Origin of the sequence: Streptomyces sp. SLBN-8D4 (assembly GCF_049739545.1) — a bacterium.
In the GTDB taxonomy this organism is placed as follows: Bacteria; Actinomycetota; Actinomycetes; order Streptomycetales; family Streptomycetaceae; genus Streptomyces; species Streptomyces canus_C.
Genome location: NZ_JBMGQC010000001.1, coordinates 7,673,801 through 7,697,575 on the forward strand (window position 1 = coordinate 7,673,801; position 23,775 = coordinate 7,697,575).

At 71.3% G+C, this 23,775-nt stretch carries 20 protein-coding genes; 5 read left to right on the forward strand and 15 right to left on the reverse strand.

Features of this window, described 5'->3' with window-relative positions:
* Nucleotides 1–12: 12 nt before the first annotated feature.
* The 6 genes from RKD20_RS34885 to RKD20_RS34910 all read right to left on the reverse strand — a co-directional run bounded on the left by RKD20_RS34885 (nucleotide 13) and on the right by RKD20_RS34910 (nucleotide 8,295).
* The gene (locus RKD20_RS34885) at nucleotides 13–3,822 is read right to left on the reverse strand and encodes a lipopolysaccharide biosynthesis protein (RefSeq protein WP_424881182.1); all 3,810 of its coding nucleotides are present in this window, start codon (nucleotides 3,820–3,822) and stop codon (nucleotides 13–15) included.
* Entirely contained in the window at nucleotides 3,815–4,615 is an 801-nt protein-coding gene (locus RKD20_RS34890) for a polysaccharide deacetylase family protein (protein ID WP_424881183.1), read from the reverse strand. The genes RKD20_RS34885 and RKD20_RS34890 overlap by 8 nt, the downstream gene beginning before the upstream one ends.
* Nucleotides 4,608–5,597: a glycosyltransferase gene (locus tag RKD20_RS34895; protein WP_424881184.1), complete on the reverse strand. Its 990-nt coding sequence runs from the start codon at nucleotides 5,595–5,597 to the stop codon at nucleotides 4,608–4,610. The genes RKD20_RS34890 and RKD20_RS34895 overlap by 8 nt, the downstream gene beginning before the upstream one ends.
* Entirely contained in the window at nucleotides 5,594–6,415 is an 822-nt protein-coding gene (locus RKD20_RS34900) for a glycosyltransferase family 2 protein (protein ID WP_424881185.1), read from the reverse strand. Before RKD20_RS34900 ends, RKD20_RS34895 begins: the two co-directional genes overlap by 4 nt.
* Nucleotides 6,416–6,776: 361 nt before the next feature.
* Nucleotides 6,777–7,898 (reverse strand): GNAT family N-acetyltransferase, encoded by a 1,122-nt coding sequence (locus tag RKD20_RS34905; RefSeq protein WP_424881186.1) that lies wholly within the window; start codon nucleotides 7,896–7,898, stop codon nucleotides 6,777–6,779.
* Between the two features lies 1 nt (nucleotide 7,899).
* A complete protein-coding gene (locus RKD20_RS34910) occupies nucleotides 7,900–8,295 on the reverse strand; it encodes a hypothetical protein (RefSeq protein WP_424881187.1) in 396 nt (131 codons plus the stop codon).
* A 186-nt stretch (nucleotides 8,296–8,481) separates the two neighbouring features.
* On the opposite strand from RKD20_RS34910, the gene RKD20_RS34915 reads away from it, so the two are divergent.
* On the forward strand, nucleotides 8,482–9,276 hold the full coding sequence (locus RKD20_RS34915) for an SGNH/GDSL hydrolase family protein (RefSeq protein ID WP_424881188.1): 795 nt from the start codon (nucleotides 8,482–8,484) through the stop codon (nucleotides 9,274–9,276).
* 7 nt (nucleotides 9,277–9,283) lie between these two features.
* Here the strand turns inward: RKD20_RS34915 and RKD20_RS34920 are convergent, their stop codons facing one another.
* From RKD20_RS34920 to RKD20_RS34935, 4 genes are all read right to left on the reverse strand, one after another.
* Nucleotides 9,284–10,864, reverse strand: a complete 1,581-nt coding sequence (locus tag RKD20_RS34920; protein WP_424881189.1) for a serine/threonine-protein kinase — start codon at nucleotides 10,862–10,864, stop codon at nucleotides 9,284–9,286.
* A gap of 75 nt (nucleotides 10,865–10,939) precedes the next feature.
* Nucleotides 10,940–12,577 (reverse strand): sulfite exporter TauE/SafE family protein, encoded by a 1,638-nt coding sequence (locus RKD20_RS34925; RefSeq protein ID WP_424881190.1) that lies wholly within the window; start codon nucleotides 12,575–12,577, stop codon nucleotides 10,940–10,942.
* On the reverse strand, nucleotides 12,574–14,043 hold the full coding sequence (locus tag RKD20_RS34930; RefSeq protein ID WP_424881191.1) for a tetratricopeptide repeat protein: 1,470 nt from the start codon (nucleotides 14,041–14,043) through the stop codon (nucleotides 12,574–12,576). Before RKD20_RS34930 ends, RKD20_RS34925 begins: the two co-directional genes overlap by 4 nt.
* Nucleotides 14,044–14,153: 110 nt before the next feature.
* Nucleotides 14,154–15,686: a DUF4331 domain-containing protein gene (locus tag RKD20_RS34935; protein ID WP_424881192.1), complete on the reverse strand. Its 1,533-nt coding sequence runs from the start codon at nucleotides 15,684–15,686 to the stop codon at nucleotides 14,154–14,156.
* Between the two features lie 206 nt (nucleotides 15,687–15,892).
* Between RKD20_RS34935 and RKD20_RS34940 the strand changes: the two genes are divergently transcribed.
* The 3 genes from RKD20_RS34940 (at nucleotide 15,893) to RKD20_RS34950 (ending at nucleotide 17,652) form a co-directional block, all read left to right on the forward strand.
* Entirely contained in the window at nucleotides 15,893–16,435 is a 543-nt protein-coding gene (locus RKD20_RS34940; protein WP_424881193.1) for a sigma-70 family RNA polymerase sigma factor, read from the forward strand.
* Nucleotides 16,432–17,256: an anti-sigma factor gene (locus RKD20_RS34945; RefSeq protein WP_424881194.1), complete on the forward strand. Its 825-nt coding sequence runs from the start codon at nucleotides 16,432–16,434 to the stop codon at nucleotides 17,254–17,256. Before RKD20_RS34940 ends, RKD20_RS34945 begins: the two co-directional genes overlap by 4 nt.
* Nucleotides 17,257–17,382: 126 nt before the next feature.
* Nucleotides 17,383–17,652 (forward strand): hypothetical protein, encoded by a 270-nt coding sequence (locus RKD20_RS34950; protein WP_424881195.1) that lies wholly within the window; start codon nucleotides 17,383–17,385, stop codon nucleotides 17,650–17,652.
* 195 nt (nucleotides 17,653–17,847) lie between these two features.
* Here the strand turns inward: RKD20_RS34950 and RKD20_RS34955 are convergent, their stop codons facing one another.
* Both RKD20_RS34955 and RKD20_RS34960 read right to left on the reverse strand, forming a co-directional pair.
* Nucleotides 17,848–18,630, reverse strand: coding sequence for an ABC transporter permease (locus tag RKD20_RS34955; RefSeq protein ID WP_424881196.1), 783 nt, complete (start codon nucleotides 18,628–18,630; stop codon nucleotides 17,848–17,850).
* Complete coding sequence (locus RKD20_RS34960) at nucleotides 18,627–19,565, reverse strand: ATP-binding cassette domain-containing protein (protein ID WP_424881197.1); 939 nt, start codon at nucleotides 19,563–19,565, stop codon at nucleotides 18,627–18,629. Before RKD20_RS34960 ends, RKD20_RS34955 begins: the two co-directional genes overlap by 4 nt.
* A 63-nt stretch (nucleotides 19,566–19,628) precedes the next feature.
* Here RKD20_RS34960 and RKD20_RS34965 point away from each other — a divergent pair, with 63 nt between their 5' ends.
* Nucleotides 19,629–20,342 (forward strand): TetR/AcrR family transcriptional regulator, encoded by a 714-nt coding sequence (locus RKD20_RS34965; RefSeq protein WP_424881198.1) that lies wholly within the window; start codon nucleotides 19,629–19,631, stop codon nucleotides 20,340–20,342.
* On the opposite strand, the gene RKD20_RS34970 is transcribed toward RKD20_RS34965, so the two are convergent.
* The 3 genes from RKD20_RS34970 to hmgA are packed head-to-tail and all read right to left on the reverse strand — an operon-like array spanning nucleotide 20,339 to nucleotide 23,672.
* On the reverse strand, nucleotides 20,339–21,493 hold the full coding sequence (locus tag RKD20_RS34970) for a type ISP restriction/modification enzyme (RefSeq protein WP_424881199.1): 1,155 nt from the start codon (nucleotides 21,491–21,493) through the stop codon (nucleotides 20,339–20,341). The genes RKD20_RS34965 and RKD20_RS34970 overlap by 4 nt on opposite strands.
* A gap of 40 nt (nucleotides 21,494–21,533) precedes the next feature.
* Nucleotides 21,534–22,283 (reverse strand): GntR family transcriptional regulator, encoded by a 750-nt coding sequence (locus tag RKD20_RS34975; RefSeq protein WP_020117802.1) that lies wholly within the window; start codon nucleotides 22,281–22,283, stop codon nucleotides 21,534–21,536.
* Nucleotides 22,284–22,310: 27 nt separating this feature from the next.
* Nucleotides 22,311–23,672 carry a homogentisate 1,2-dioxygenase gene (gene hmgA / locus RKD20_RS34980; RefSeq protein ID WP_424881200.1) on the reverse strand — a complete coding sequence of 454 codons (1,362 nt, stop codon included), beginning with the start codon at nucleotides 23,670–23,672 and terminating at the stop codon, nucleotides 22,311–22,313.
* Nucleotides 23,673–23,775: the final 103 nt, after the last annotated feature.

Here is a 23,775-nt window from a genome sequence, read left to right on the forward strand (position 1 = left end):
CCTCCGAAGGCGTCACTTCATCGTCAGGAACCGCTGCACCAGCGCCGCCAGGAACACCGCGAGCAGTGGCAGCGCGAACCAGAAGCTGCTCTGCAGCCACCGCAGCTGGCGCACACTCGGCCGCACCGCGACCCGCACCACCTCCCGGGCCGAGAGCAGCAGGATCAGCGCCAGCGCGGCCAGCGCCCCCACCACCGACCAGGGCGTCCAGGTCACCTGCGGTCCGATCGGCCCCGGATCGGCCTTGGGAACCTTCCCGGCGGGCCGGTCCCGCAGCGCGTACATGGTCACGTCGTCGTTGGTGAGGACCCGCTTGAGCTCCTTGCGTTTGTCGAGGTTGTCGAGCAGCCGCGGCTCCCACGTCCGCGAATACCCCACGTCCAGACGCAGATAGGTGACCTGGCTGACGTTGACCATCAGGTACGAGTTCGGGCCCGCGTCCTTCAGCGCCTTGACCAGGCTCGACACCAGCACCGGGTCGGTCGGCGCCAGCGTCGGCACGTAGGACACCTTCTCCATGTCCTTCGCGCCCCACGGCATCGCCGGCGTCACGTTGTCGAGCGTGTCGTTGGACAGCCACAGCACCCGGACCGTCGGGTCGTCGTGGGCGTAGACGTAGTCCATGGCGGCGACCTCGCCGGGCTGGATCCGCTCGAACGGCTCGTTGCCCCAACGGGCGACCAGGAAGCCGCCGACGAGCAGCAGACCCGCCATCAGCGCGGCCACCGGGGCGAGAGAGACCCGGTCCTTCTCGCGTTCCTTCGCGGTGACGCCGGTGCGCGGGAAGAGCGCCAGGGCGGCGAGCAGGCCGGCACCCGGCAGGGCGAACATGAAGACCCGCAGGGCCATCTCGCCACCGTACGACTGCATGCCGAAACCGAGGAACGGCACGAAGGTGAGGACGAGCAGTGCGGCTTCCCGGTACCTGTGCTCGCGGCGGCGCCACCAGCCGTAGCAGGCGAGGGCCATGACCCCGCCGGCCAGCAGTACGCGCACGTACAGGACCAGCTTGTGCGTCGAACTGCCGCCCTCGATACGGCCGGAGACCGACGAGGAGACGTTGCCGCCGACCCCGCCGACCCCGCCGAAGAGGTCGTCGAAGTGGCCCGACCAGTACGGCTCGGCCATCCAGCCGATCCAGGCGGCCACCATGACGGCGAACAGGACGGGCAGACCGCGCAGTTCGCTGCGGCCGGTCAGCACGAGCAGCGCCAGCACACCGAGCATCACGAACGGGGTGAGCTGGTGGGCGGGCACGCTCGCCGCGAACAGACCGATCACCACCGCGAGCAGCACGGCCCGTTGGCGGCGGTTCGTCGGTTCGACCTCCGCCTCGCCGGGCCGCCGCTTCGTCCAGATCACGCGCGGGGCGCGGAACCAGACCAGCAGGACCGCCACGAACACCAGGTACAGCAGATAGGTGAAGCCCTGCGGGGAGAAGTAGTCCTGGCCGACCCAGCCGCTGAGCACGAAGATCCAGATGCCGGTCCACTTGGCCCGCCAGCTCGCCCGCATGTGCCGTACCAGCAGGAACATCGGAACCAGGTAGGCGAGTTGGATCGCGGTGGGCCACCAGCGGATGATCTCGGTGAAGTCCGTGACCCCGCAGGCCTGCCCGACGAACGCGGCCACCGCGAAGAAGCCCGGCCAGCTCCAGCGGGCGTCCAGATCGGGCACCGCGGAGCCCGTCCTGTCGATGTAGTCGATGAACCCGAGGTGCTGCCAGGCCGTCGCGAACCGCGGTTCGGCCTCGATCACCGCGGGCAGCGCGTGCAGCGAGAACACCGTCGCCACCAGGGTGAGCAGCAGCAGCGCCTTGTGCTCGCGGCCCAGCCAGAGCAGCGAGGCGAAGACCACGACCAGGAGCGCCGCGCCGGCCAGCGTGGGCAGCGGCAGGACCGAGATCAGCCCGAGCCCGCCCATCCGGTCCAGGTCTGCCTCGCCCAGGCCGAGGGCCGGCACCCAGTACAGGAGCAGTGCGACGGCCAGCAGGCAGCCGAGGAACACCCCGAGCCAGGTGGGCTGGAGCCGTTCCCGCCACGACAGGGGCCGCGGCGGTTCCGCGGAGCGCGGTTCCTCCTCCGGTACGGCGGACTCTTCCGTTACGTCGGCCTCCTTGCCCGCGTCGAAGGCCACCTCGAACGGCGCGTCCACCTCCGTCTCGGCCGGTCCCACGGAGGACTCGGAGCCCGGTTCCCGTGCCTCGACCGGCAGCCCGAGCTCGGGCGGCTTCCGCAGCGCCCACGTCGGCCGGTCGCGCGTCACGCCGGTCACGGGTGTGCCGGTGGGCGGGGTGCCGGGTCCCGGGCGTACGTCGGGACGGCGTTCCTGGTGGTCGAAGTCGACGTGGATGCCCAGCGCGAGGGTGTCCTGGTCGAGCGCCCAGCCGGGGCGGCGGGCACGGCCCGCGGCCGGTACCTCGCGCGCCCCGAGGTCGGCGAGGTCGCCGTCGGGAGCCGCGGTCGCGGGGACCTCGGCGGCGGGGGCGTGCCGGACCGTCCGGTACAGCCTGGGCGCGGCGATCGCGACGATCACCGCGAGCGAGGAGATCTCGGCGACACCCGCTCCGGTCAGCCCCATGCGGGGCAGGAGCAGCAGCGTCAGACCGAGCACCATCACGCACAGCAGGCCCTGCAGCCAGGCGAGTCCGGAGGTACGGCTCTGTGCGCGCAGCACCGCGAAGTACGTCTCCATGACGACCCGGAGCACCGCGCCGACGGCGAACCAGCGCAGCAGCGGGGTGGCCGCGTCCGCGTACCCCGCCCCGAACACGCCGAGGATCCAGGGCGCCCCGAAGAACAGGACCCCGGCCACCGGCAGCATGATCCGTGCCATCCGCTTCAGCGCGGCCCGGGTGTTGGCGGCCAGCCGGCCCGGGTCGTGCGAGCCCTCGACGGTCAGGGAGGCACCCATGTTGATGGCGAGCAGGTTGCAGGTGCCGCCGATCGTCGTGGTGATGTAGAAGTACGCGTTGTCCTGGGAGCTGACCTGGGAGGCCACGATCACCGGGACCAGGTAGACCACGGCGAGCGAGAACAGCGAGCCGGTGTAGTCGCCCGCGAGGAAGCGCCCGATCTCCCTGAGCGACGGCGGCTTCGCGTGGCCCTCGGTCGCCTTCACATGGCGCGGCGCCAGACGCCGGAACACCATCCAGCCCAGCGGCAGCACCGAGACGGCGATCGCCGCGACCCACGACACGAAGACACCGGCCGTCGGGATCGCCACCGCGAACGCAACCAGGAGTCCCAGCTTCACCGCGGAGAACACGGTGTTGCCGACCGGCACCCACAGCGCGCTGCGCAGCCCGGTCAGCACACCGTCCTGGAGGGTGAGCACGTTCCAGGCGACGACGGCGGCGATGAAGCCGAGCCCGTTCACCGGCCCGTGCAGGAACCGGTACGACGGCCCCCACGCGTCCAGGGTGAGCAGGAAGACGACGGCGGCGATCGCCACGAGCACCGAACTGCCCGCGTACGTACGGGCGATGAGGCGCCCCGTGGCCCGGCCCGCGACCGGTATGAAGCGGGCCAGCGCTCCGGTCAGGGTCACCGCGGTCAGTCCCGCGAGGAGTTTCATCGCGGCGATCGCGGCGGAGCCCTGGCCGACCGCCGACTCGGAGTAGTAGCGGGCGGCCGCCAGCCAGAAGCCGAGGCCGAGCACCGCGGAGATACCGGTGTTGAGCATCAGGGCGTAGGCGTTGCGGAACAGCTGGTTGCCGCCCCCGCCCCCACCCAGTCCGGGCAGCCGAAGGCGGCGCCCCGACTGCTCGGGCGCCTTGGCCGCGGTCGACTCGGGCTCGGTCGTGGTCGTCGTGTCAGACACGGGAACGTGAGACCTTCCGGCGGACCTGTCGTGCTCTTCGGACCAACGCGTACCCCTTGGTGAGGGCACGGTCCCTGGCGAAGTCCCGGGCGATCGCACGGCCCTGGACGAGCCGCTCGAACTCCTCGGCCGTGGTGGCGCGGCGCACGGTCAGCCGCGTCAGCGCGTACGGCCCCTGGCGGCGCCGCGCGAGGGCGTTGTTCACGGCCAGAGCCTGGCCGTACCCGGTCTCGCGGACGGCCTCGCGCACCCGGCGGCTGGAGTAGCCGTACGGGTAGGCGAGCGAGACCGGTGCGGTGCCGACCTCGTCGGTGACGATCTCCCTGGAGTGGATCAGCTCGTGGTGCAGCGCGCTGTCGTCGAGCTGGTCGAGCTGTGGGTGCGTGTGGGTGTGGCCGCCGATCTCGACGTCCGCCGCGGCGAGTTCGCGGACCTGGTCCCAGTCGAGCATGGTGTCCAGGCCGCCGCCCGTGTCGTGCGCGCCCCGGAGCCAGCCGGTGGAGACGAACACCGTCGCCGGGTAGCCGTGCTTGGCGAGCACGGGCAGGGCGTGCCGGTGGACGCCCTCGTAGCCGTCGTCGAAGGTGATCAGGACGGGGCGTGCGGGCAGCGGCCGGCCGTCGCGCCAACGGGCCGCGAGATCCGCCGTCCTGACCGGGGTGAGTCCCGACTCGCCGATCAGTTCCATCTGTTGGGCGAAGGCCTCCGGGGACACCGACAGTACTCGGGTGGCGTCGTTCGGGTCGGTGGCGACCGCGTGGTACATGAGGATCGGTACGGGCGGCTCAGCCATGTCTGTCCCCCTCTATTCTCACGACCGAGAAGGTGGCTCCTCCCCGCCGCGCCCGGACGGTGCCGACCACGTACCCGCCGGCCGCGGTGAGCACCCCGGCGACGATCGCGCCCGCCCGGCCCGCGCCGCCCGGCCGGGCCAGCGCGGCCTCCCGCAGCCCGCGCACCACCCCGGCCGGCAGTACCCGGGTGGCGTACCGGCGCTCCGACTCAAGTCCCTTGTCCGCGCCCACGCTTCGGGCCACCAGTGCCTTCGACAGGCCCTCCGCGTACGCGCGCGTGCGGAAGTACCCGAAGTGCTCGCGCGCCTCTGGCACCCGGTGGTGGATCACCGCCCGGTCGTCGATCAGCAGGACCGCGTCCGGTCGGGCCCGGCTCAGCCGGATGCACAGCTCCGTCTCCTCGCAGCCCAGCGGGCGCTTGTCGCCGTCCCGCCCGATACCGGTGGCGAAGCCGCCCGCCGCGTCGAACGCGCTGCGACGGAAGGAGGCGTTGCCGCCGAGGACGTTGCGCACCCGGACCAGGCCGGCCGGGATGCCCTTGTAGGTGCAGCCGACCACCCAGTCGAACTCCTCGGGGAACCAGGCGGGCCGGCGTCCCGACGCCCAGATCGGCACCGTACGGCCGCCGACCGCCATGACCCGCGGGTCGGCGTAGGCGGCGGCGAAGTGCCGCAGCCAGTCGCGCTCGGCGGCGGCGTCGTCGTCCAGGAAGGCGAGCACCTCGCCGTGCGCGGCGGCGATCCCCGTGTTGCGGCCCGCGGACAGGCCGCGGGGGCCCGCGTTGGCGAACACGCGGACCTCCCGGGCTTCCTTGTACTCCTTGGTCAGGCGGTCCAGGAGCGCCGTGTTGTGGTCGACGACCAGCAGCGTCTCCAGGGCCGGATACGACTGCGTCCGCACCGAGGCGACCGCCGCGAGGATGTCCTCCCAGCGGTCCTCGGTGTACACGCAGATCACGACGGAGATGTCGGGATCGCTCAAGACACCTCTCCCCGGCGCGAGTCGAGCAGCGGCGAGTGGTGGGTGCGGCGACGCAGCGCACGCCGGTTGGACCGCTCCCCGAGGATCACCTTGAGCACCCGGAACCCGTCCCGCACGGCCCGCAGATTGCTCGCGCCGTGGATGCGCAGGTACTCGTAGCTCGGTATCTCCTGCACCTTCAGCCCCGCCTTGACGACCCGGATGTTCATCAGGGTCTCCACCTCGAAGCCCGTGCAGTCGAGGTCGATCTTGTCGAGGCAGTGCCGCCAGAAGGCGTTGTACCCGTAGCAGAGATCCGTGTAGCGGGCGCCGAACTTGCGGTTGACGATGGTGCACAGCGCCCAGTTGCCGAGCTTGCGGATGAAGGTCATGTCGTCGGTGCCGCCGCCGTTGGCGAAGCGGGACCCCTTGGCGAAGTCCGCACCCGAGACGAGGGCGGACACATAGGAGACGATCTCGTTGCCGTCGGCCGAGCCGTCCGCGTCGATCATGACGACGATGTCACCGGTGCACGCCTCGAACCCGGTGATCAGAGCGTCCCCCTTGCCCTTGCCGTGCTGCTTCACGACCTTGACCTCGGGCCACAGCTCGCGGGCCACCGCGACGGTGTCGTCCGTGGAGTTGCCGTCCACCAGAACCACTTCGTGGATCCAGTCGGGCAGGGTCTTGAAGACGTACGGAAGGTTCTCCGCCTCGTTCATGGCGGGTATGACGACACTCACCGGTGGCGTGATGGCCAGATGAGTGGAGATGGGCCGGTACTGGCTGGCTGTCGGCGCATCCTGGCCCGCAGCCGGCGGGCGCAGAACTGAACTCATGAGTCTGGTTCCCTCTCGTCCGGTGGACCGCCCTCCCCTGGGCGGTCCGGCTTGTTGCTCCGGTTCGAAAGGGGGGTTCTCACACACGGCATGCCGGAAGGAATCTCCGTACGTGCCGGGTGAGCTGGCAAAGCTGGCCGACCGCCGTCGTGCTGTGCTTGTTCAGGAAAACGACAGCCGGTCGCGCGGCACGACTCGGTCACCTGTGCGGTCACCGAGCACGGCACCCCCCTACCGCGCCCCGCGCCCCCGTCGCGGTTCTTGAGCCCTCCCCTAGAGCCGCTTGATGACGGGACGGTGCGGGTGTGATGTATGACGGTATTGACGATTGAACCCGTATGGCAAGACCTGGAACGAGGCCTCACGTTTTTGATGGTTTGACCGTTACAGTCCGTCCTGAGCGGATCTTGCCCACCTTCTTCAGCAGTCTGTCGGCGGGTTCGAACAGCTCCGGCCGTGCCACCACGGCGTTGCGCAGTGTCCGCACCGGAACCCGTCGGACGCGGTGTCCGACCGCGACCGGGTGCCGGCGGGTCACCCACCCCTCCGACACGGTCAGTTCCCGTGTCTTCAGGGAGTCCTTGTACTCCTTCTGCCCCCGGCCCAGGTCGAGGTACGCGACACCGTCCGCGGCGGCCGCCTCGGCCATCCGCAGATGCAGGACCAGGCCCGGGGAGTACTTCGCGTACTCCGGGTCGTACGCCGGGAACCAGCACGCGAGGACGCGCTCGGTGCGCAGCCCGAAGTGGGCGGCGACCGGCTTCCCGTCGGCGTACAGCACCGAGAGGATCCCGGCGAACGGCTCGGAGCGGGTGTGGAACAGCCGCTCCACGAGCCGGGCGATCCACTCGTGTGCGAAGCGGTCGCTGCGGCCGGTCCTGCGGTACTGGGCGGACTTCCAGCCCATCAGGGTGCGCAGGGCGGCCGGGTCGCGCTCGTCGTGGACGTAGCGCACCTCGCTCGCCGTACGGGCCAGTCGGCGCTCCTTGGAGAGGGTGGTGCGGGTGAACTTCGGCGAGCGCTCCCGCAGTCCGGCCAGATAGGCCGCGTACCCCTGCTCGACGTCCATGACCGGAGAGGGGAACCTGCCGGAGGCCTCGGCCTCGAACGGCCCCTGGCCCTCCACCAGATGATCGAACTCCCAGACCGCCAGCCCGCAGGCGTGCAGCAACTCCCGGGCGTCCCAGGTGAATCCGGGCCGGTGCACCAGTCCCTGGGCGTCCGAGATGCCGAGGCCGACGGCCCGGCCGACACCGGCGGCGGTTCTCTGGAAGGGGAGGAACGCGGCGGGCTCGCCCTGTTCCCGTACGACGGCGATCCGCACGCCCCGCCTGCACCGGCCCACCGCGAGCGCGAACTCGGGGGACAGGAACGGGTTCGCGAGGCCCGGCGCCCCGTGCAGGTGGGCCTTGGACTGCAGGGCGGTCCACGCCACCCGGTCGGCCGCGCTCAGCTCGCCGGGGCGGTACACGCTGATGTCCACGTCAGAGGTCCTGCCCCTTCACCGCGCGGTGCCGCCGCATCAGCACCAGCAGCAGGATGAGGACGCTGATCACGGCGATCGCCGTGACACCGCCGCGCGCCGACCAGCGGTGCGTGGCCAGCATGCCCTGGGCCACGAGCATGTTGAGGACGACCGAGCCGGCCAGCGAGGCCAGCGCCCGGGCGAAGGGGTCGAAGCCGCGCAGGGCGGCGGCGATACCGGCGGCGGGTGCCGCGAGCAGGAAGAAGAGCGTGAGCGGGGCGCGCAGCGGTGAGTCGGAGCCGGTGAGCGCGAGCAGGGCGCCCCATCCCCCCACGGTGGTCGCGGCGCCCGCGAGCAGTGGCGTGAGGTCTCTTCCGGACGTACGCGAAGGTCTCCGGATACGTGTTGTCTGCATGGGCGACGTTTCCCCCCAGAAAGCGCCGGATGCCGGACTTCAATGTCGCGCAGCGCCTGGGGGAGCGTCAAGAGCGCACGGCGGCGCGGTCCATGGCGTCGGCACCGATTTTGGCATGAACACTTCCCGTTGGTGCGTGTCGTTGCTACGACGGATACGGCAGAGATCCTGCTAAAGGGAGGTTCCATGAGACGTTCCCGATTTGCCGCGTACGTCGGCTCACTCCTCCTCGCCCTCGCCGCAGTCCTCACCGGGACAGGCGCCGCCCACGCCGCCCAGGGCCCCTATGTGGCCCTGGGGGACTCCTATTCCTCGGGTGTCGGCTCGGGCAGCTACATCAGTTCCAGCGGCGACTGCAAGCGCAGCACGAAGGCCTACCCCTACCTCTGGGCGGCCGCCCACTCACCCTCGTCGTTCACGTTCGCCGCATGCTCGGGCGCCCGAACGGGTGATGTTCTGGCGAACCAGCTGACCCCGCTCAGCTCCGCCACCGCGCTCGTCTCCATCAGCATCGGAGGCAACGACGCCGGTTTCTCCGACGTCATGACGACCTGTGTGCTCCAGTCCGACAGCTCCTGCCTCTCCCGGATCAACACCGCGAAGGCGTACGTCGACTCGACGCTCCCGGGCCAACTGGACACCGTCTACTCGCAGATCAGCGGCAGGGCCCCCAACGCCCACGTGGTCGTCCTCGGCTACCCCCGCTTCTACAAGCTCGGCACCACCTGCCTCGGCCTCTCCGAGACCAAGCGGAAGGCGATCAACGACGCCGCCGACTACCTCGACACCGCGATCGCCAAGCGGGCCGCGAACCACGGCTTCGCCTGGGGCGACGTCCGCTCCGCCTTCACCGGCCACGAACTCTGCTCCGGCAGCGCCTGGCTGCACAGCCTCAACCTGCTCAACATCGGCGAGTCCTACCACCCGACCGCGGCCGGCCAGTCCGGCGGCTATCTCCCGGTTTTGAACAGCGCGGCCTGATCACCCCTCACGGGGACGCAGTGGGGGAGGCCTCGCCGGTGCCGGTCGGGGTCTCCGCCACGCACGTCAACGAGAAGGGGACCGAGTTGGACGTCTTCTCGACAGGGTCGCGGACCTCCACGCTGATGGTGTCCTCGAACGTCCCGCTGTTGTCCTGCGTGGTGACGAACCGCCGGTCCTGCTGAGTCTTTCCGCCCCCGGCCGGGAACGTGAGCGTCTTCCAACTGCCGTTCACCGAGCCGTTCTTCGACACCCAGCGGTAGGTCACCGTCGCCGGGAGCCGCCCGACCTCCAACGTGACCGTGAAAGTGGGGGCCGCCGATCTGTCCGGCGGGCAGCTGCCCTTGTAGTCGGTGTTCGAGCCCGACAGCGAGACGGCCACCGACTGCGGCGGGGGCGCGCTCGTGGTGCTGCTCCTGCTCGGACTCGGGGAGGGGGTGTCGCTGGGCTTGTCCGTCTTGGTCTTCGCCGGTGAACTCACCGCCGGACCACTGTCCTTGGCGGTCTGTCCGCCCTTGTCGCCGTTGTCGTGGTTCAGCAGCGCGTAGGTCAGCCCCGCGATCGCCAGCGCGAGGGCCAGCACGCCCGCGACCAGGACGACGGCCGTGCGACGGTTGCGCTCCGGAGGGCCGGAGGCCGCGACGGGGGTGGAGGTGGGAGTGGGCGCCGGCCGGTACGGGGCCGTCGGCGGCTCCTGCGGGAAGGGTGCCGCCATGGTCGGGGCGTAAGGGCCCGCCTGCACGGCATCGGCCCGGGGCGTGCCTCCCGCCCCGATGATCCGCAGCTCCTGCTCGGCCCGGTCGGCCGGCAGCCGCTGTGCGGGATCCTTGCGCAGCAGCCCCTCGATCACCGGCGTGAGCGGACCGGCCCGGTACGGCGGCGGCAGCTCCTCGTCCACGATCGCGCGCAGGGTGCTCAGCGGGGTGTTCTGCCGGAAGGGGGAGTTGCCCTCGACGGCGGCGTACAGCAGCACGCCCAGCGACCACAGGTCGGACTCCGGGCCCGGGGTGCGGCCGAGCGCCCGCTCCGGGGCCAGGAACTCGGGCGAACCGATCACCTCGCCGGTCATCGTGAGCGCGGAACTGCCCTCGACCTGGGCGATGCCGAAGTCGGTGAGCACCACGCGGCCGTCGTTCGACAGCAGCACGTTGGCGGGCTTCACGTCCCGGTGCAGCACCCCGGCCTCGTGCGCGGCCCGCAGCGCGGAGAGCACCTCGGCACCGATGTGCGCGGTCCGCTGCGGGTCGAGCGGGCCCTCCGCGTCCAGGAGCTCGGCGAGCGAGATGCCCCGCACCAGTTCCATGACGATCCACGGGCGGCCGTCCTCGGTGGCCACGTCGTACACCGTCACCACATTGCGGTTGGCGACCCGCGCCGCCGCCCACGCCTCGCGTTCGAGGCGGGCGTACAGCCGCTCGACCTCGTGCGTCGCCAGGCCGTGCGGCGCGCGCACCTCCTTGACGGCGACCTCGCGGTGCAGCACCTCGTCACGGGCGCGCCACACGGTTCCCATGCCGCCCTCGCCGAGCGGGGACAGGAGGCGGTAGCGGCCCGCGATCACTCGTTCACTGCCCGGTTCTTCGGACACGGGCGTCCCCCATTCGCATCCGGGCGAAATCTCCACTCCGCGTGATGTCGCACGAGAATTCTGTACAAAAGTAGCTCAGCCGAGTGCGGATGCCGCCCCCTTGAGCACCAATCCTGCCCCGAGAGCCACCACGACGAACGCCGACATCAGGGGCGCGGTCCTGCGCACCAGGGCGGTCATCGGGCTCGCGGCCAGGCGGGGGCGCCTGTCCAGCAGCCGTGTGACTCCACTGCCCAGCCTGACGACGGCGAATCCGGCCGCGGTGAGCGTCAGGGCGAGCCCGACGCCGTACGCCACGACGAGCAGCAGCCCGAACCAGGCCTGTCCCAGCGCGGCGGCCCCGACGAGCACGACCACGGCGGAGGGACTGGGCACGAGACCGCCGGCGAAGCCGAGCAGGATCGTGCCGCGGACGGTGGGGGCGACGGCGTGGGTGTGGGTGGAGCCGCCGTGGGTGTGCTCCAGGGCGTGGGAGTGGTCGTGGGGGCGCGGGTGGTCGTGGGGGTGGTCGTGCCCGTGGTCGTGGTCGTGTGTGTGGCTCGGTGCGTGGGCGTGTGTGTGCGCAGCCGCCGCTGCCGGGGCCGTCTGTGTGTGGGCGGCGACCAGGACCAGGGAGCGCTCCTCGTGCTTCCCGGTGTCGTGCGGGTGGTCATGGGTGTGCCCGTGTCCGTGCTGGTGAGCGCGGGTGCGCAGGGCCCGGCGCAGCAGGGTGACGCCCGCCGCGGTCACCATCAGCCCGCTCGCGATGCCCAGCCATGCGATCACCGAGGGCGCCGCCGCCGAGCCGGCCGTGACGAGGAGGCCAAGGGCGACCACGCCCAGGGTGTGGGTGATGGTCACGGAGGCGGCCAGCGGCAGGACGTCCTTCATCCGGGCCCTGCCGCCGCGGGCCGCGGCCACCGCGGCCATCAGGGTCTTGCCGTGCCCCGGGGCCAGCGCGTGCATCGCGCCCAGGACGACCGCGATGAGCAGGGCGAGCGCGGCGAAGCCGAGGGTGAGGTCGTGCCGTGCGACCAGGGAGTCCAGGGCGCGGGTCCAGCGGTCGGCGCCGCGGGGCAGCACGGAGGCGGCGGGGGCGTTCGACCGCTCCTCGGCGAGGGCCGGTCCACCGGGCCGCACGCGCAGGGCGGCCGTCACGGTGTCGGCGGGGGAGGAGAGCAATTCCTTCGGATACGTGGTCAGTTCGTCCGAGGCCGACTTGGCGGGCACGTCCGATTTCGTCAGCGTCGTCCGGTCGCCGCGCGCGGTGATCTCACGCCAGCCGGGCCCTGAGTCGGTGCCCGCGCTGTGGAACCCGAGCGTGACGGTGGCGTGCTCGGGCAGCGGGGCGGTCAGCCGGCACTCCACGCGCAGGGTGTGGAGGCCCGCCTGACCGGGACGCAGGCGCGCGTGACTGGTCTTCACGGTCAGGGCGACCGCACGGCCGTCGACGGTGACCTTGCCGCCCTCCGCCGCCTTCCGGCAGCGCTGCGCGGCCCACTCGGTCATGCCGAGCCTGTCGAGGTCCGGCTTGGCCTGGGTGGCCGGGATCTCGGCGAGGTCCTCGACGTGGTCGACGCGGAGCAGGCCGGGTGCGGCGACCAGACCGTCGTAGCGGTTGACGGTGAAGTTGCCGAGCGGGTGTGCGCTCGCGCTGCTGGAAGGGAGCAGCGCGAGCGCACAGGCCGCCGTCAGGACGGACGTGAGGGACGCGAACAGACGGCGGGGCTTCACTTCGACGCCTCCTTGAGGGCCTTGCGGGCCTCACGGGCGCCGAGGGGGGAGAAACCGGGGTTGAGCTTCAGGGCGGAGGCCAGATGACTCCGGCCGGCCTTCCGGTCGCCCGTCGCGAGCTCGATGATCCCGCGGTGGTAGAGGAAGGAGGCGTTGCGGTAGCCGGTGGCGGTGGCCTGCCGGGTGTACGGCAGGGCCTCCTTGTCGCGGCCGTTGACGTGCAGGGCCCACGCGAGGGCGTCCGCGGTGTGCACGGTGTGCCGGCGGGCCCACTCGGCGCGGGCGGCGCGCAGGGCGGCGGCCTTGTCGCCGTGGTCGGCGGCGGCCATCGCGGTGTCGAGGTCGGCGTTGACGCCGTTGGCGCGGGCGAGCGCGATCCAGGCGTCGACGAGCGCGTACTGGTCGCCGGCCCTGGCCTTGTCCCCGTCGGCACCCCGGTCCTCGTACAGCTCCCCGAGTGCGACGAGCGGCCCGGGCAGCGGATACCGGGCCACGACGGCCTCCATGCCCTTGACCGCGGCGGCCCGGTCACCGCTCGCGGCCTGGGCGCGGGCCCTGCCCTCCAGGGCGGGGAGGTAGGCGTCGTCGGCGGCGAGGGCGCGGGCGTAGTCGGTCAGGGCCGTGTCGTAGTCGCCCTGGTTCCAGGCGAGTTGGCCCAGCGCGGCGGCCACGTAGGCGATGTCGCCCGGAGTGGTCGCGGTGGACAGGGCCCGCTCCAGGACGGCGCGGGCGGTGCGGACGTCGCCGCGCAGTTCGTGGACGTAGGCGTAGCGGGTGAACACCGGGATGCCGGGACGCCGTTCGTCCGCGAGGTCGGCGGCCTTCGACGCCTCGGCGTAGCGGCCGAGTTCGACGAGGGCGTCGATCCGGGAGCAGAGGGCGCGCTCGTCGTACGGGTTCTGCTTCAGGGTCCTGTCGGCGTACGTGAGGGCGCCCTTGAAGTCGTGCCGGGCAGCGGCGAGGGCGGCGAGACCGGCGAGCCCCTGGTCGTTGTCGGGCTCCAACTCCAGTGACTTCTTGAGGGCTTGTTCGGCCTGCGGGTACCGGGACGGGTCACCCTTGGTCCGTGCCTGCTCGACGTAGGCGAGCCCGAGGGTGGCCCAGCTGCCGAAGTCCCTGGGCTGGCCGCGCAGATGGGCCTGGATCGCCTTGATGCCGGCGTCGAGGTCACCGCTCGCCATGAGCCCGGGCGAGACGGCCGACGAAGAACTCGCGACGGTGGCCGTGCCGCCGTCCCGCAGCGCCCCGAAGGCGATCGACCCGCCCGTCAGCGCGACCGCCAACAGGGCCGCGCACCCGGCGAGTTGAGCGGTCCGCCAGCGTCGGCCGGCCGCCGAGATCCGCCGCACGGCGGCGATCCTCTCGTCGGCGACCGTCTCGTCGTCGGCCTGAGCAGAGGGCTCCAGGGTCTCCGACGAACCGCTCTGCTCGTCCTCGGGTGCGCTGTCGGTCGTAGACCCGGACATGCCCTCTCCTGATTCGTTCGTGATCGATCGTGTACCGCGGCGCGGCCCGCACCGTGGGGGATGGAGTCGTGCGGGCCGCGCCAGTAAGGGGGGTGGGGGCCTCGGCGGGCCTAGTAGGCGCGCCGCCGCATCCGCCGCCACCACATCAGCGCCAAACCGATGAGCGCGATACCCGCAGCCCCCGCACCCGCGGACCCCGCGATCAGGGACATGTTGTCCGAGCCGGAGTTCCCCGCCGGGGAGAGCGCGTCCCCGAGCTGGTTGCGGACGTCGTTCCCACCGGACGTGCCCTTGGCGAGCGGACCGCGCGAACCCTCCGTCGGCAGCGCCACGTACGGGAAGGACTTCTCGAAGTCCTTGTCGTTCTTGTCGACGGCGTCACCGAGGTCGTTCTTGGACCCGACCAGCTCGCCCTCGACGACCTGGAGCGAGGCGTCGATCACGTCGTCGGTGAGCCGACGGCCGTTCGGGAATCCGGCGTTGTCGCCATCAAGCACACCGAGCCGCTTCGGAGAATCGGTGGGCTTGATGGACGTGTTGAGGCGCAGCTCCTCCGCGGGGCGGACGTGGGGCGGCTGGTTCAGCCCCTTCACACCCTTGAGGAACACGTCCACGAGGTCGTTGCGGGGCTCCTTCGGGGCGGGGATCTTGTAGATCGCCTCGATGAGCTTCGGCAGTTCGGGGTTGGTCACGTTCTTCAGGAACTGACCGTCGTACTCCGGCGAGGACGCGTTGAACTTGTCCTTGTCCTTCAGCGGGTTGACGACCTCGTTGACGAGCGGGTTGCCGAGGCGCGAGACCTGGGAGTAGTAGCCCTGCGCGTTCCGGCGCTGGGTCGTCGACCAGATGCCCACGACCGGCTGGTGCGAGGACTCGGCGATCATCTCCGTCGGGACCTGGAGGGCGATCGAGTTGACGTTGTAGCCCTTGAGCGTGTCGTTGCCGACCTCGGTGAGGTTCCCGCCGTACAGCAGGTCGAAGACGCGCAGGTCCGCGAAGAACGGGTCGTCGGCCTGGCCGGCGAAGGCCGTCGCGTCGCCGGGAAGCTTGTAGACCGCCTGGTCGCGCAGCTTCTCGTAGTTCGGCATGGACGCCTTGCCGACGTTCGACGGCGCCACCGGGATGTCGTCGGCGACCTTCGTCTTGTACTGGACCTTCCCGTACTTCAGCCGGAAGAGCTCGATGTCGTACGTCTGAGTGACGTTGAGATCGGGGTCGTCGAGGCTCTCGACCACGCCGGTGTTGTACAGGAACGACTTCTTGTTCTTGACGTGCGTCTTGAACGTGAAGCGGTAGAGCAGGTCGCCCTGTCCGTCACCGTTGTTGTCGATGTGGAGGTCGTACTGCGCGTCCTCGGCGAACTGGTAGAAGTTCGGCCCGCCCCCGGGCTCCTCGAACGGGATCCAGTTGGCGACGATCGTCGTCGAGTCGGGCTTGTCGGGGCTGACGAACGCGTAGAGGTCCGTGTTGTCGTGCTGGGGGTCGCCCGAGATCAGCGGGGCCTCCCGGTGACTGGAGGCGGAGGCCGCCCCAGGTTCCAGCGTGGCCACACCGGCGGCTGCGAGCCCTCCGGCGGCCAGCGCACCACATACGAGGGTCGCGAGACTCCTGCGTCCCGAGCCACTCCTGGAGATAGGTGTCATGCCGTCCGTCCTCAGTCCAACTTGCCTGACGCCGGTGATTCGGAGTGGTGGGCGGGCCGGATTGGTCGAATCTCAAAACTTCTTTTCTGCTGCTCGACCCGCGTTTTCGGCCTTCTGATCCGTAACCCCATCCGGAGGTGTGTTCGTTGCGAATACCTCGTGGGACGGGACGGCCCAGGTGCGGCTTTGCGGGAGGGGGCGGCGAGTTGGAAGCGGACGAGCTTCTGTTGCTCGTGGCGGGCGGGGACCAGATGGCATTCGAGGAGCTCTACGGGCTCGTGGCCGGGCCGGTGTTCGGGCTGGTACGGCGTGTGGTGCGTGATCCGGCGCAGTCGGAGGAGGTGTCGCAGGAGGTGCTGCTGGAGACCTGGCGGTCCGCCGCGCGGTTCGACCCCCGCCGGGGCAGCGCGCTGTCCTGGATCCTCACCCTCGCGCACCGCCGTGCCGTCGACCGGGTGCGCAGCGCCCGCGCGGCCGGTGAACGCGAGCAGCGCGAGGCATGCCGGGCCCACCACCCCGCCTTCGACCAGGTGACCGAGGAGGTCGAGGCGGGCCTCGAACGCGAGTGGGTGCGCCGGTGCCTGGAGCGCCTGACCGAGCTTCAGCGGCAGTCCGTCACCCTCGCCTACTACGACGGCTACACGTACCGTGAAGTGGCCGAGCGGCTCTCGCTGCCGCTGGGCACGGTGAAGACGCGGATGCGTGACGGACTGACCCGCTTGCGGGAGTGCCTGGGAGGTGCGGCATGAGCCTCTTCCGCCGGGAAGACCTCCACTCCCTCGCGGCCCCGTACGCCCTCGACGCGCTGGAGCCCGCAGAACGGGCCCGCTTCGAGCGGCACCTCAAGGACTGCGACAGTTGTGCGGCGGAAGTGCGTGCCCTGTCCGAGGACGCGGTACGGCTCGCGTGGTCGGCCGCTGCTCCACCGCCGTTCGCGATGCGCGACCGGGTGCTGGCCGCCGTCCGCACCATCCCGCAGGAGCCCGCGGTACGGCCGGAGCCGGCCCGAGCGCGGCCGGAGCCGGTGCGGGCCCGCAAGTCGCAGTTGCCGGCGCATGTCTGGGGGGTCCAGCCGCCGCCCAGACAGCGTCAGCGGCGTCCCCTGTTCGTGCCCTTCGCGACGGCCACCGCGGCCGCGGCTCTCGTCGTCGCCTCGCTGTTCGCCGTCCAGGCCAACCGGACCCAGGACGAACTGGACGCGCAGAAGGCCCAGGCCAGTGAGATCGCCCACGTTCTCCAGGCCGCGGACGCGCGGGCGACCCGGGGTCAGGACGCACAGGGCCGGACGATCGGAGTGATCGCTTCCGCATCCGAGGGGCGCGCGGTCGTCACCCTGAGCGGGTACAGCGCGCCTCCGAGCGGCCGGGTGCGCCAACTCTGGCTCATGCGCCCCAACGAGCAACCGCGCTCCCTCGGGCTCTTCGCCGCCGACACGCCCTTGGTCGCGAGCGGACTCGACACGTCCGCCACATCACTCGCTGTGACGGTCGAACCCGACGGGGGGTCACCGCAGCCCACTACCCAGCCGGTTGTCCAACTCGCCCTGAAATCGGTCGGATTCGGAGAGTAATCATGGAGGGGTCGTCAACGCCCTTGCGGGGAAGGTGAATCCTGTGACGCCGATACACGAGTGCCCCCAAGGGGCGATAGGGTTAACCTGCCCGGGCCGGGTGGACTCGTACGGGTGGGGAGTGACATGGAACAGATAGCAGTGCGCAGGGCGAGGGTCCCTGCGATCACCTGCGGGAGCAGCGCGACCAGTTCGCGCCTCGACCGCCATCTCTCGGTGCTGTCGGGACCTGCCGTCCCGCAGCGGGAGACGGCCGAGGCGACGTCGCTGATGCTTGAGCTGACCGCGCGTGACACCAGCAAGCAGGAGCGCAGTGACAGGGGTGCGCGGGTACGCCGCGTCTCGCTGTTCGCGCCGCTGCGCCGACTGCGCCGTTCGCTGTTCGGCGGGCGCTGAGCCCTGGCCGCCCGGTTTCGTGCTGCGATCCTGTCCGTCATCCCCACGGCATGCAGCACGATCCAGGTGAGTCGGCCGAGCGTGGGACACGTCCCGCGGCTCGGCCTCCCCGTACGCACCACACCTTCGGCATGCACGCCTGCGAGGTCGGCCCGGGCCCCGGTGGGCCCGAACTCCCCTCCCGGCAACCGGTGTTCAGTCCTCCCCGCGTGCATACCGCCGTACGGCAAGCGGTGCGAAGACCGCGATCAGCAGCGCACACCAGATCAGTGACCCGGCGATCGGATGTGCGACCGGCCAGGCGGCCCCCTCCGGCACCGGGGCGTTGCCGAACAGGTCCCGCAGGGCCGTGGTCACCGCGCTGATCGGGTTCCACTCGGCGAGAGCGCGCAGCCACCCGGGCAGCCCCTCGGCCGGGATGTACGCGTTGGACAGCAGCGGCAGGACGAAGGTCGCCCCGCCCAGCTGGCCCGCGGCCTCCTCGCTACCGGTGAGCAGGCCGAGGAAGATGCCGATCCAGGTGGTCGCGAACCGGAACAACAGCAGCAGCGCGAGCGCGCCCGCCGCTCGGAGCGCGGACCCCTCGACGCGCCAGCCCACCGCGAGTCCCACCAGCAGGAACGGCACCAGACCCGCCGCGGTGACCACCACGTCCGCGACCGACTGGCCCAGCGGCACGGCCGCCCGGCTGATCGGCAGGGTGCGCAGCCGGTCGGTCACGCCCCGGTGGACGTCCTGGGCCGCCTGGAACATCCCGGTCATGATCCCGTTCGCCGCCGTCGCCACCAGCAGGCCCGGCACCAGGAACGACCGGTACTCCTCGCCCGGCATCGCCAGCGCGCTGCCGAAGACGTAGCCGAAGAACAGCAGCATGGTGATCGGCATGGTCTGGGTCAGGATCAGCAGCCCCGGGTTGTTCCGGACCCGCCGCAGCTGACGGCCCAGCATCGCGGTGCCGTCGTAGGCCAATATGCTCATGTCGCAAGCTCCTTGGTGAGTCGCAGGAAGACGTCGTCGAGGGTCGGCGGCCGGATGCTCGCGTCGAGCAACGGCACGCCCGCCGCGTCCAGTTCGCGCACCAGCCGGGGCAGGGTGAGCGTGGAGTCCCGGGTGACGGCGCCGACCGAGTTCCGGTCGTGGTCGAACGACGGCTGCCCGCCGGTGAGTTGATCGAGGACCCCGGCGGCCTTCACCAGGAGGTCCGGGTCCGCGACGACGATCTCGACGTGCGCCCCGATCAGCGCCTTGAGCTGGGCCGGCGAACCCGTGTGCGCGACCCGCCCCTTGTCCACCAGGGCTATGTCGTGGGCGAGCCGGTCGGCCTCCTCCAGGTACTGCGTGGTCAGCAGCACGGTCGTGCCGTCCGCCGTCAGCTCGCGCACGGCCTCCCAGATGAGGTTGCGGCTGGCCGGGTCGAGCCCGGTCGTCGGCTCGTCGAGGAACAGGACCTCGGGGCGCCGGATCAGGCTCGCCGCGAGATCGAGACGGCGGCGCATCCCTCCCGAGTAGGTGGACGCGGCCCGGTCGGCGGCCTCGGTCAGTCCGAAGCGGTCGAGCAGCTCGGCGGCCCGCTCGGCCGGGCCCCGCACCCGGTGCAGCCGGGCGAACAGCCGCAGGTTCTGGCGCCCGGTGAGGTCCCCGTCGGCCGACGCGTGCTGCCCGGTGACGGCGATGGCGCGGCGCACCGCCTCCGGCTCCCGGACGAGATCGTGCCCCGCGACCCGCGCGGAGCCGGCGTCCGGTCGCAGCAGCGTGGTCAGCAGCCGTACGGCCGTGGTCTTGCCCGCGCCGTTGGGGCCGAGGATGCCGCAGACCGTGCCCGGGGTCACGGCGAGATCCAGGCCGCGCACGGCACGGACCTCCCCGAAGCGCTTTTCCAGACCTTCACTAAGTACAGCGTACGTAGAAGTCATGGCAGGACCATAGCGCACTACGTACGCTGTACGTAACTAGGATGGTGGCCGAGGTGATGATCGATGGCGGGCCGAGCGGCCGTACCCGAAGTGATCTGGGCCCGTCCCGAGCGGACGGGGCGTGGGCCGAAGCCCGCGTTCACCAGGGCGGACATCGCGGCGGCGGCGGTGCGGCTGGCCGACGCCGGCGGGCTGGACGCGGTGTCGATGCGCCATGTCGCGGCCGAACTGGGCTGCGGGACGATGTCCCTGTACAACTACGTCCCCCGTAAGGAGGACCTGTACGAGCTGATGGTGGACGCGGTCAGCGGGGAGCACGAACTGTTCGAGCCGACCGGTGACTGGCGGGCCGACATGCTGCGCAACGCGCGCCAGACCAAGGCCCTCATGCACCGGCACCCCTGGATGGTGCGGCTGATGTCAGGGGTGTACGGCTTCAGCCCCAACGCCCTGCGCTACCTGGAGCACTGCCTCGCCTGCCTCGACCCGCTTGACGCGCCCTCCGGCACGAAGATCGAGCTGGTCGCGATGCTCAACGGGTGTGTGACGACGTACGTCTCCAACGAGCTCTCCACCGCCGAGCGGGTGCGGTCGCTGCCGTGGTCGCAGGAGCAGGAGAACGCGGTGCGGATCGCGTACCTGGGGAGCCAGGTGGCGTCGGGGGAGTATCCGCGGCTGGCGGCGTCGTTCATGGAGGACGCGGGGCCGATCGATCTGGACGCGGTGTTCGAGCGGATGCTGGAGCGGGTTCTGGACGGCTTCGCGCCCAGAACCTAGAGCAGGGCGAGCTGACCCTCCGGCCCCTCCTCGTGCCCGTCCAGGACCGACGCGGGCCTTCTTGCCGCGTCCGGGACCGGCAGCACGCCCGCCTCGCGCAGGTCGGCCGCCGTGACCTGTGAGGTCAACTCGTCCTGGGGCGGCCGGAGATCCGCCAGCAGGGCCAGCACCGTGATCAGTTCGAGCAGCTCCGACGTCCACGCCTGCGGCCAGGTCGCCGGGCGGATCGCGGACAGGGTGCCCGGCTCCGGTTCCGTCATGCGAGCCGCGAACCACTGCTCCAGCACCCGCACGCCGCCCGCCTCGAAGTCCCAGGCCTCGGGCGGCACGGGGGAGACGCGGCCCTCGTCGAGCAGCAGGGCCTCCTCGTCGCGGTCGTAGTCCAGGATCAGGGGGCGGGACGGCAGCGGCGCGCGGACGTAAGGGCGGCGGCCTCCGGGCAGCTTCGGGCGGTCGCCGTCGCGGCGCATCAGCCACAGCGTGCGGCGGCCCGACTCGACGCCGCGGGACCACAGTCCGGGGTCGTCGGTGAGCGGGACGGTGAGGCCCGGGCGGACCGCCGTCACGATCCAGGCGAGGACGTCCAGAGGCGTCACCGGGATGCCGAGGCGGGTGCGCAGGTGCTCCAGGAGGCCCGGGGCCAGGTTCGGTTCGGTGCCGCCCGGGCGGCGGTACAGCGGGCGGATGCGGCCCGGGCGGAGCAGGGGGAGCACCGAGGTCGCCAGGAGCTGGGGGCCCCGGCCGTCCGTGGGGGTCTCCACCACGAACACCTGCTCGTCGTCCGCCACCCGCCACAGCTCGGCCCGGGCCGCGTCGATCAGCCGCTGGTCCGGGATCAGCCACTGTTCGTCGAAGGGCCCGGACAGGACCCGGACCGGCTCCGGGCACGGGCCGGAGGCGCGCGCGAGCTTCTCGGTGCCGCCCGTCCGCCCCGGCAGCTGTCCGACCGCCGAGCGCAGGGTGCGGGAGCGGGTGGGCCCGAACAGGGCCTCCCGGTCGGGCCCCTCGGCCTTCAGCAAGGCGTCCCAGCGGGCTTTCAGGGATGCCGCGTCTGGGCCCGTCGGCCATCCTCGGCCAAGCCGCGGCGGTGCGACGGACCACGGCATGAGGTCCGCCAGCGGCGGAGCGTCGTCGTGCGTCACGCTGGGCATCGTACGACCTCTCGCCGACAGGCGGCCGGGGCCGGTGGGTTCACGTGGCGTCCAGAGTCACCGAGAAGGAGAACCGGTCGCCCCGGTAGTGGATCACCGCCGCGTCGAGCACCCGGCCGCCCGTGTCGTAGGTGACCCCCGTGTAGTGCAGGATCGGGCTGAGCAGCGGGACTTGGAGCAGTCTGGCGGTCTCCGGGTCCGCGAGCCGCGCCTCCACGGTGTCCGTGATGCGGCCGATGTCCACCCCGACGACGTCCCGGAGCACCTTCGTCATCGGCCGGCGCGCCAGGTCCGAGGGGTCGATGCGGGCGGCCAGTTCGGGGCGGACGTAGTTGCGGGCGTGGTTGGTCGGCTCGCCCGTCTTCTCGTCGCTGCGCAGCCGGTGGTACGACGCCACCTCGTCCAGGTCCGGGAAGTACTCGGCGAGTTCGGGCGGCACGGGCGACTTGCCGTGCTCCAGCAGTTCGGTCGTCATGCCGGACTGCTGGGCCACGATGGCGTCCACGGAGCCGAGCAGCCGGACCGGGGCGCCCCTTCGCGCGTCGGGCTCGATGAAGGTGCCCCGGCGCCGGTGACGGGTGATCAGCCCCTCGTCCTCCAGCTCCTTCAGCGCCTGCCGCATGGTCAGCACGCTCACGCCGTAGTGCCCGGCCAGTTGTTCCTCGGTGGGCAGGCGGAGCGGGTCCTGGAGGGAGCGGCCGAGTATCGAGGCGCGCAGGGACTGCGACACCTGGTACCAGAGCGGCAGCTTGCGGTTCAGGACGATCGAGTCCGGGGCGAAGGAGGTCACGGGCTATCCGTACCTTCCGCGGATCGGTCAGTGCAACGGGCGGAAGTGACGTTCCAGGCCCCGCCACACGTCGTCGTAGCGCGGCTGGAGGTGGTCCGCCCGGGCCGCCTGCGCGGTGAGCGTCACCGGCCAGCGCGTCTCGAACATGAACGCGAGCCCGTCGTCGACCTTCTGCGGCTTCAGCTCGGCCGCGCTCGCCCGGTCGAACGTCTCCCGGTCGGGTCCGTGCGCCGACATCATGTTGTGCAGCGAGCCGCCGCCCGGCACGAAGCCCTCCGCCTTGGCGTCGTAGGCGCCCTCGATCAGGCCCATGTACTCGCTCATCACGTTCCGGTGGAAGTACGGCGGCCGGAAGGTGTCCTCGCCGACCAGCCAGCGCGGCGCGAAGACCACGAAGTCGACTCCGGCCAGGCCGGGGGTGTCCGAGGGAGACGTCAGCACGGTGAAGATCGACGGGTCGGGGTGGTCGTACGAGATGGAGCCGATGACGTTGAAGCGGCGCAGGTCGTAGACGTACGGCACATGGTTGCCGTGCCAGGCGACCACGTCGAGCGGGGAGTGGTCGTAGGTCGCCGTCCAGAGGTTGCCGCAGAACTTGTTGACCACCTCCACCGGCCCCTCGACGTCCTCGTAGGCGGCGACGGGGGCGAGGAAGTCACGGGCGTTGGCGAGACCGTTGGCGCCGATCGGGCCGAGATCGGGAAGCTGGAAGGGGGCCCCATAGTTCTCGCACACATAACCTCGGGCGGTCGGGCTCTGCCCGCGATTCGACGCAGTGTCGAGCAGCTCCACACGGAAACGCACCCCGCGAGGGATCAGCGCCACCTGGCCCGGCTCCACATGCAGCAGCCCGAACTCCGTGCGCAGCAGCAGCCCGCCGCGCTCCGGGACGATCAGCAGCTCGCCGTCGGCGTCGCTGAAGACGCGGTCCATGGAGTCGGTGGCGTGGTAGAGGTGCACGGCCATGCCGGTGCGCTGGGTGACGTCGCCGTTGCCGCCGAGGGTCCACAGGCCGGCGAGGAAGTCGGTGCCCTCGACGGGCTCCGGCAGCGGGTTCCAGCGCAGCCGGTTCGGGTCCGGGACCGATTCGGTGAACGGGGCCGTGCGGAGGTGGCCGTTGTGGGTGTGCGTGAACGCCGGGTGCGCGGCGGAGGGGCGGATGCGGTACAGCCAGGAGCGGCGGTTGTGGGCACGGGGCTCGGTGAACGCCGTACCGCTGAGCTGTTCCGCGTACAGGCCGAGGGGGGCGCGCTGCGGGGCGTTGCGGCCCACGGGGAGGGCGCCCGGGACGGCCTCCGACGCGTGTTCGTTGCCGAATCCGGAGAGGTGGGCCAGGCCCTCGGCGGTCTTGCGTGCGTCGCCGCGCGCGAGCGCTGCGTCCCCGTTCATGATCGCTCCCTTGCGGTCCGATTCCTATGGAACACCGTAGGATTGCGGTGTCGTCGGCGCAAGAGCACGTTCCGTGGAACCGATGTCCCCTTCGTGACCTCCT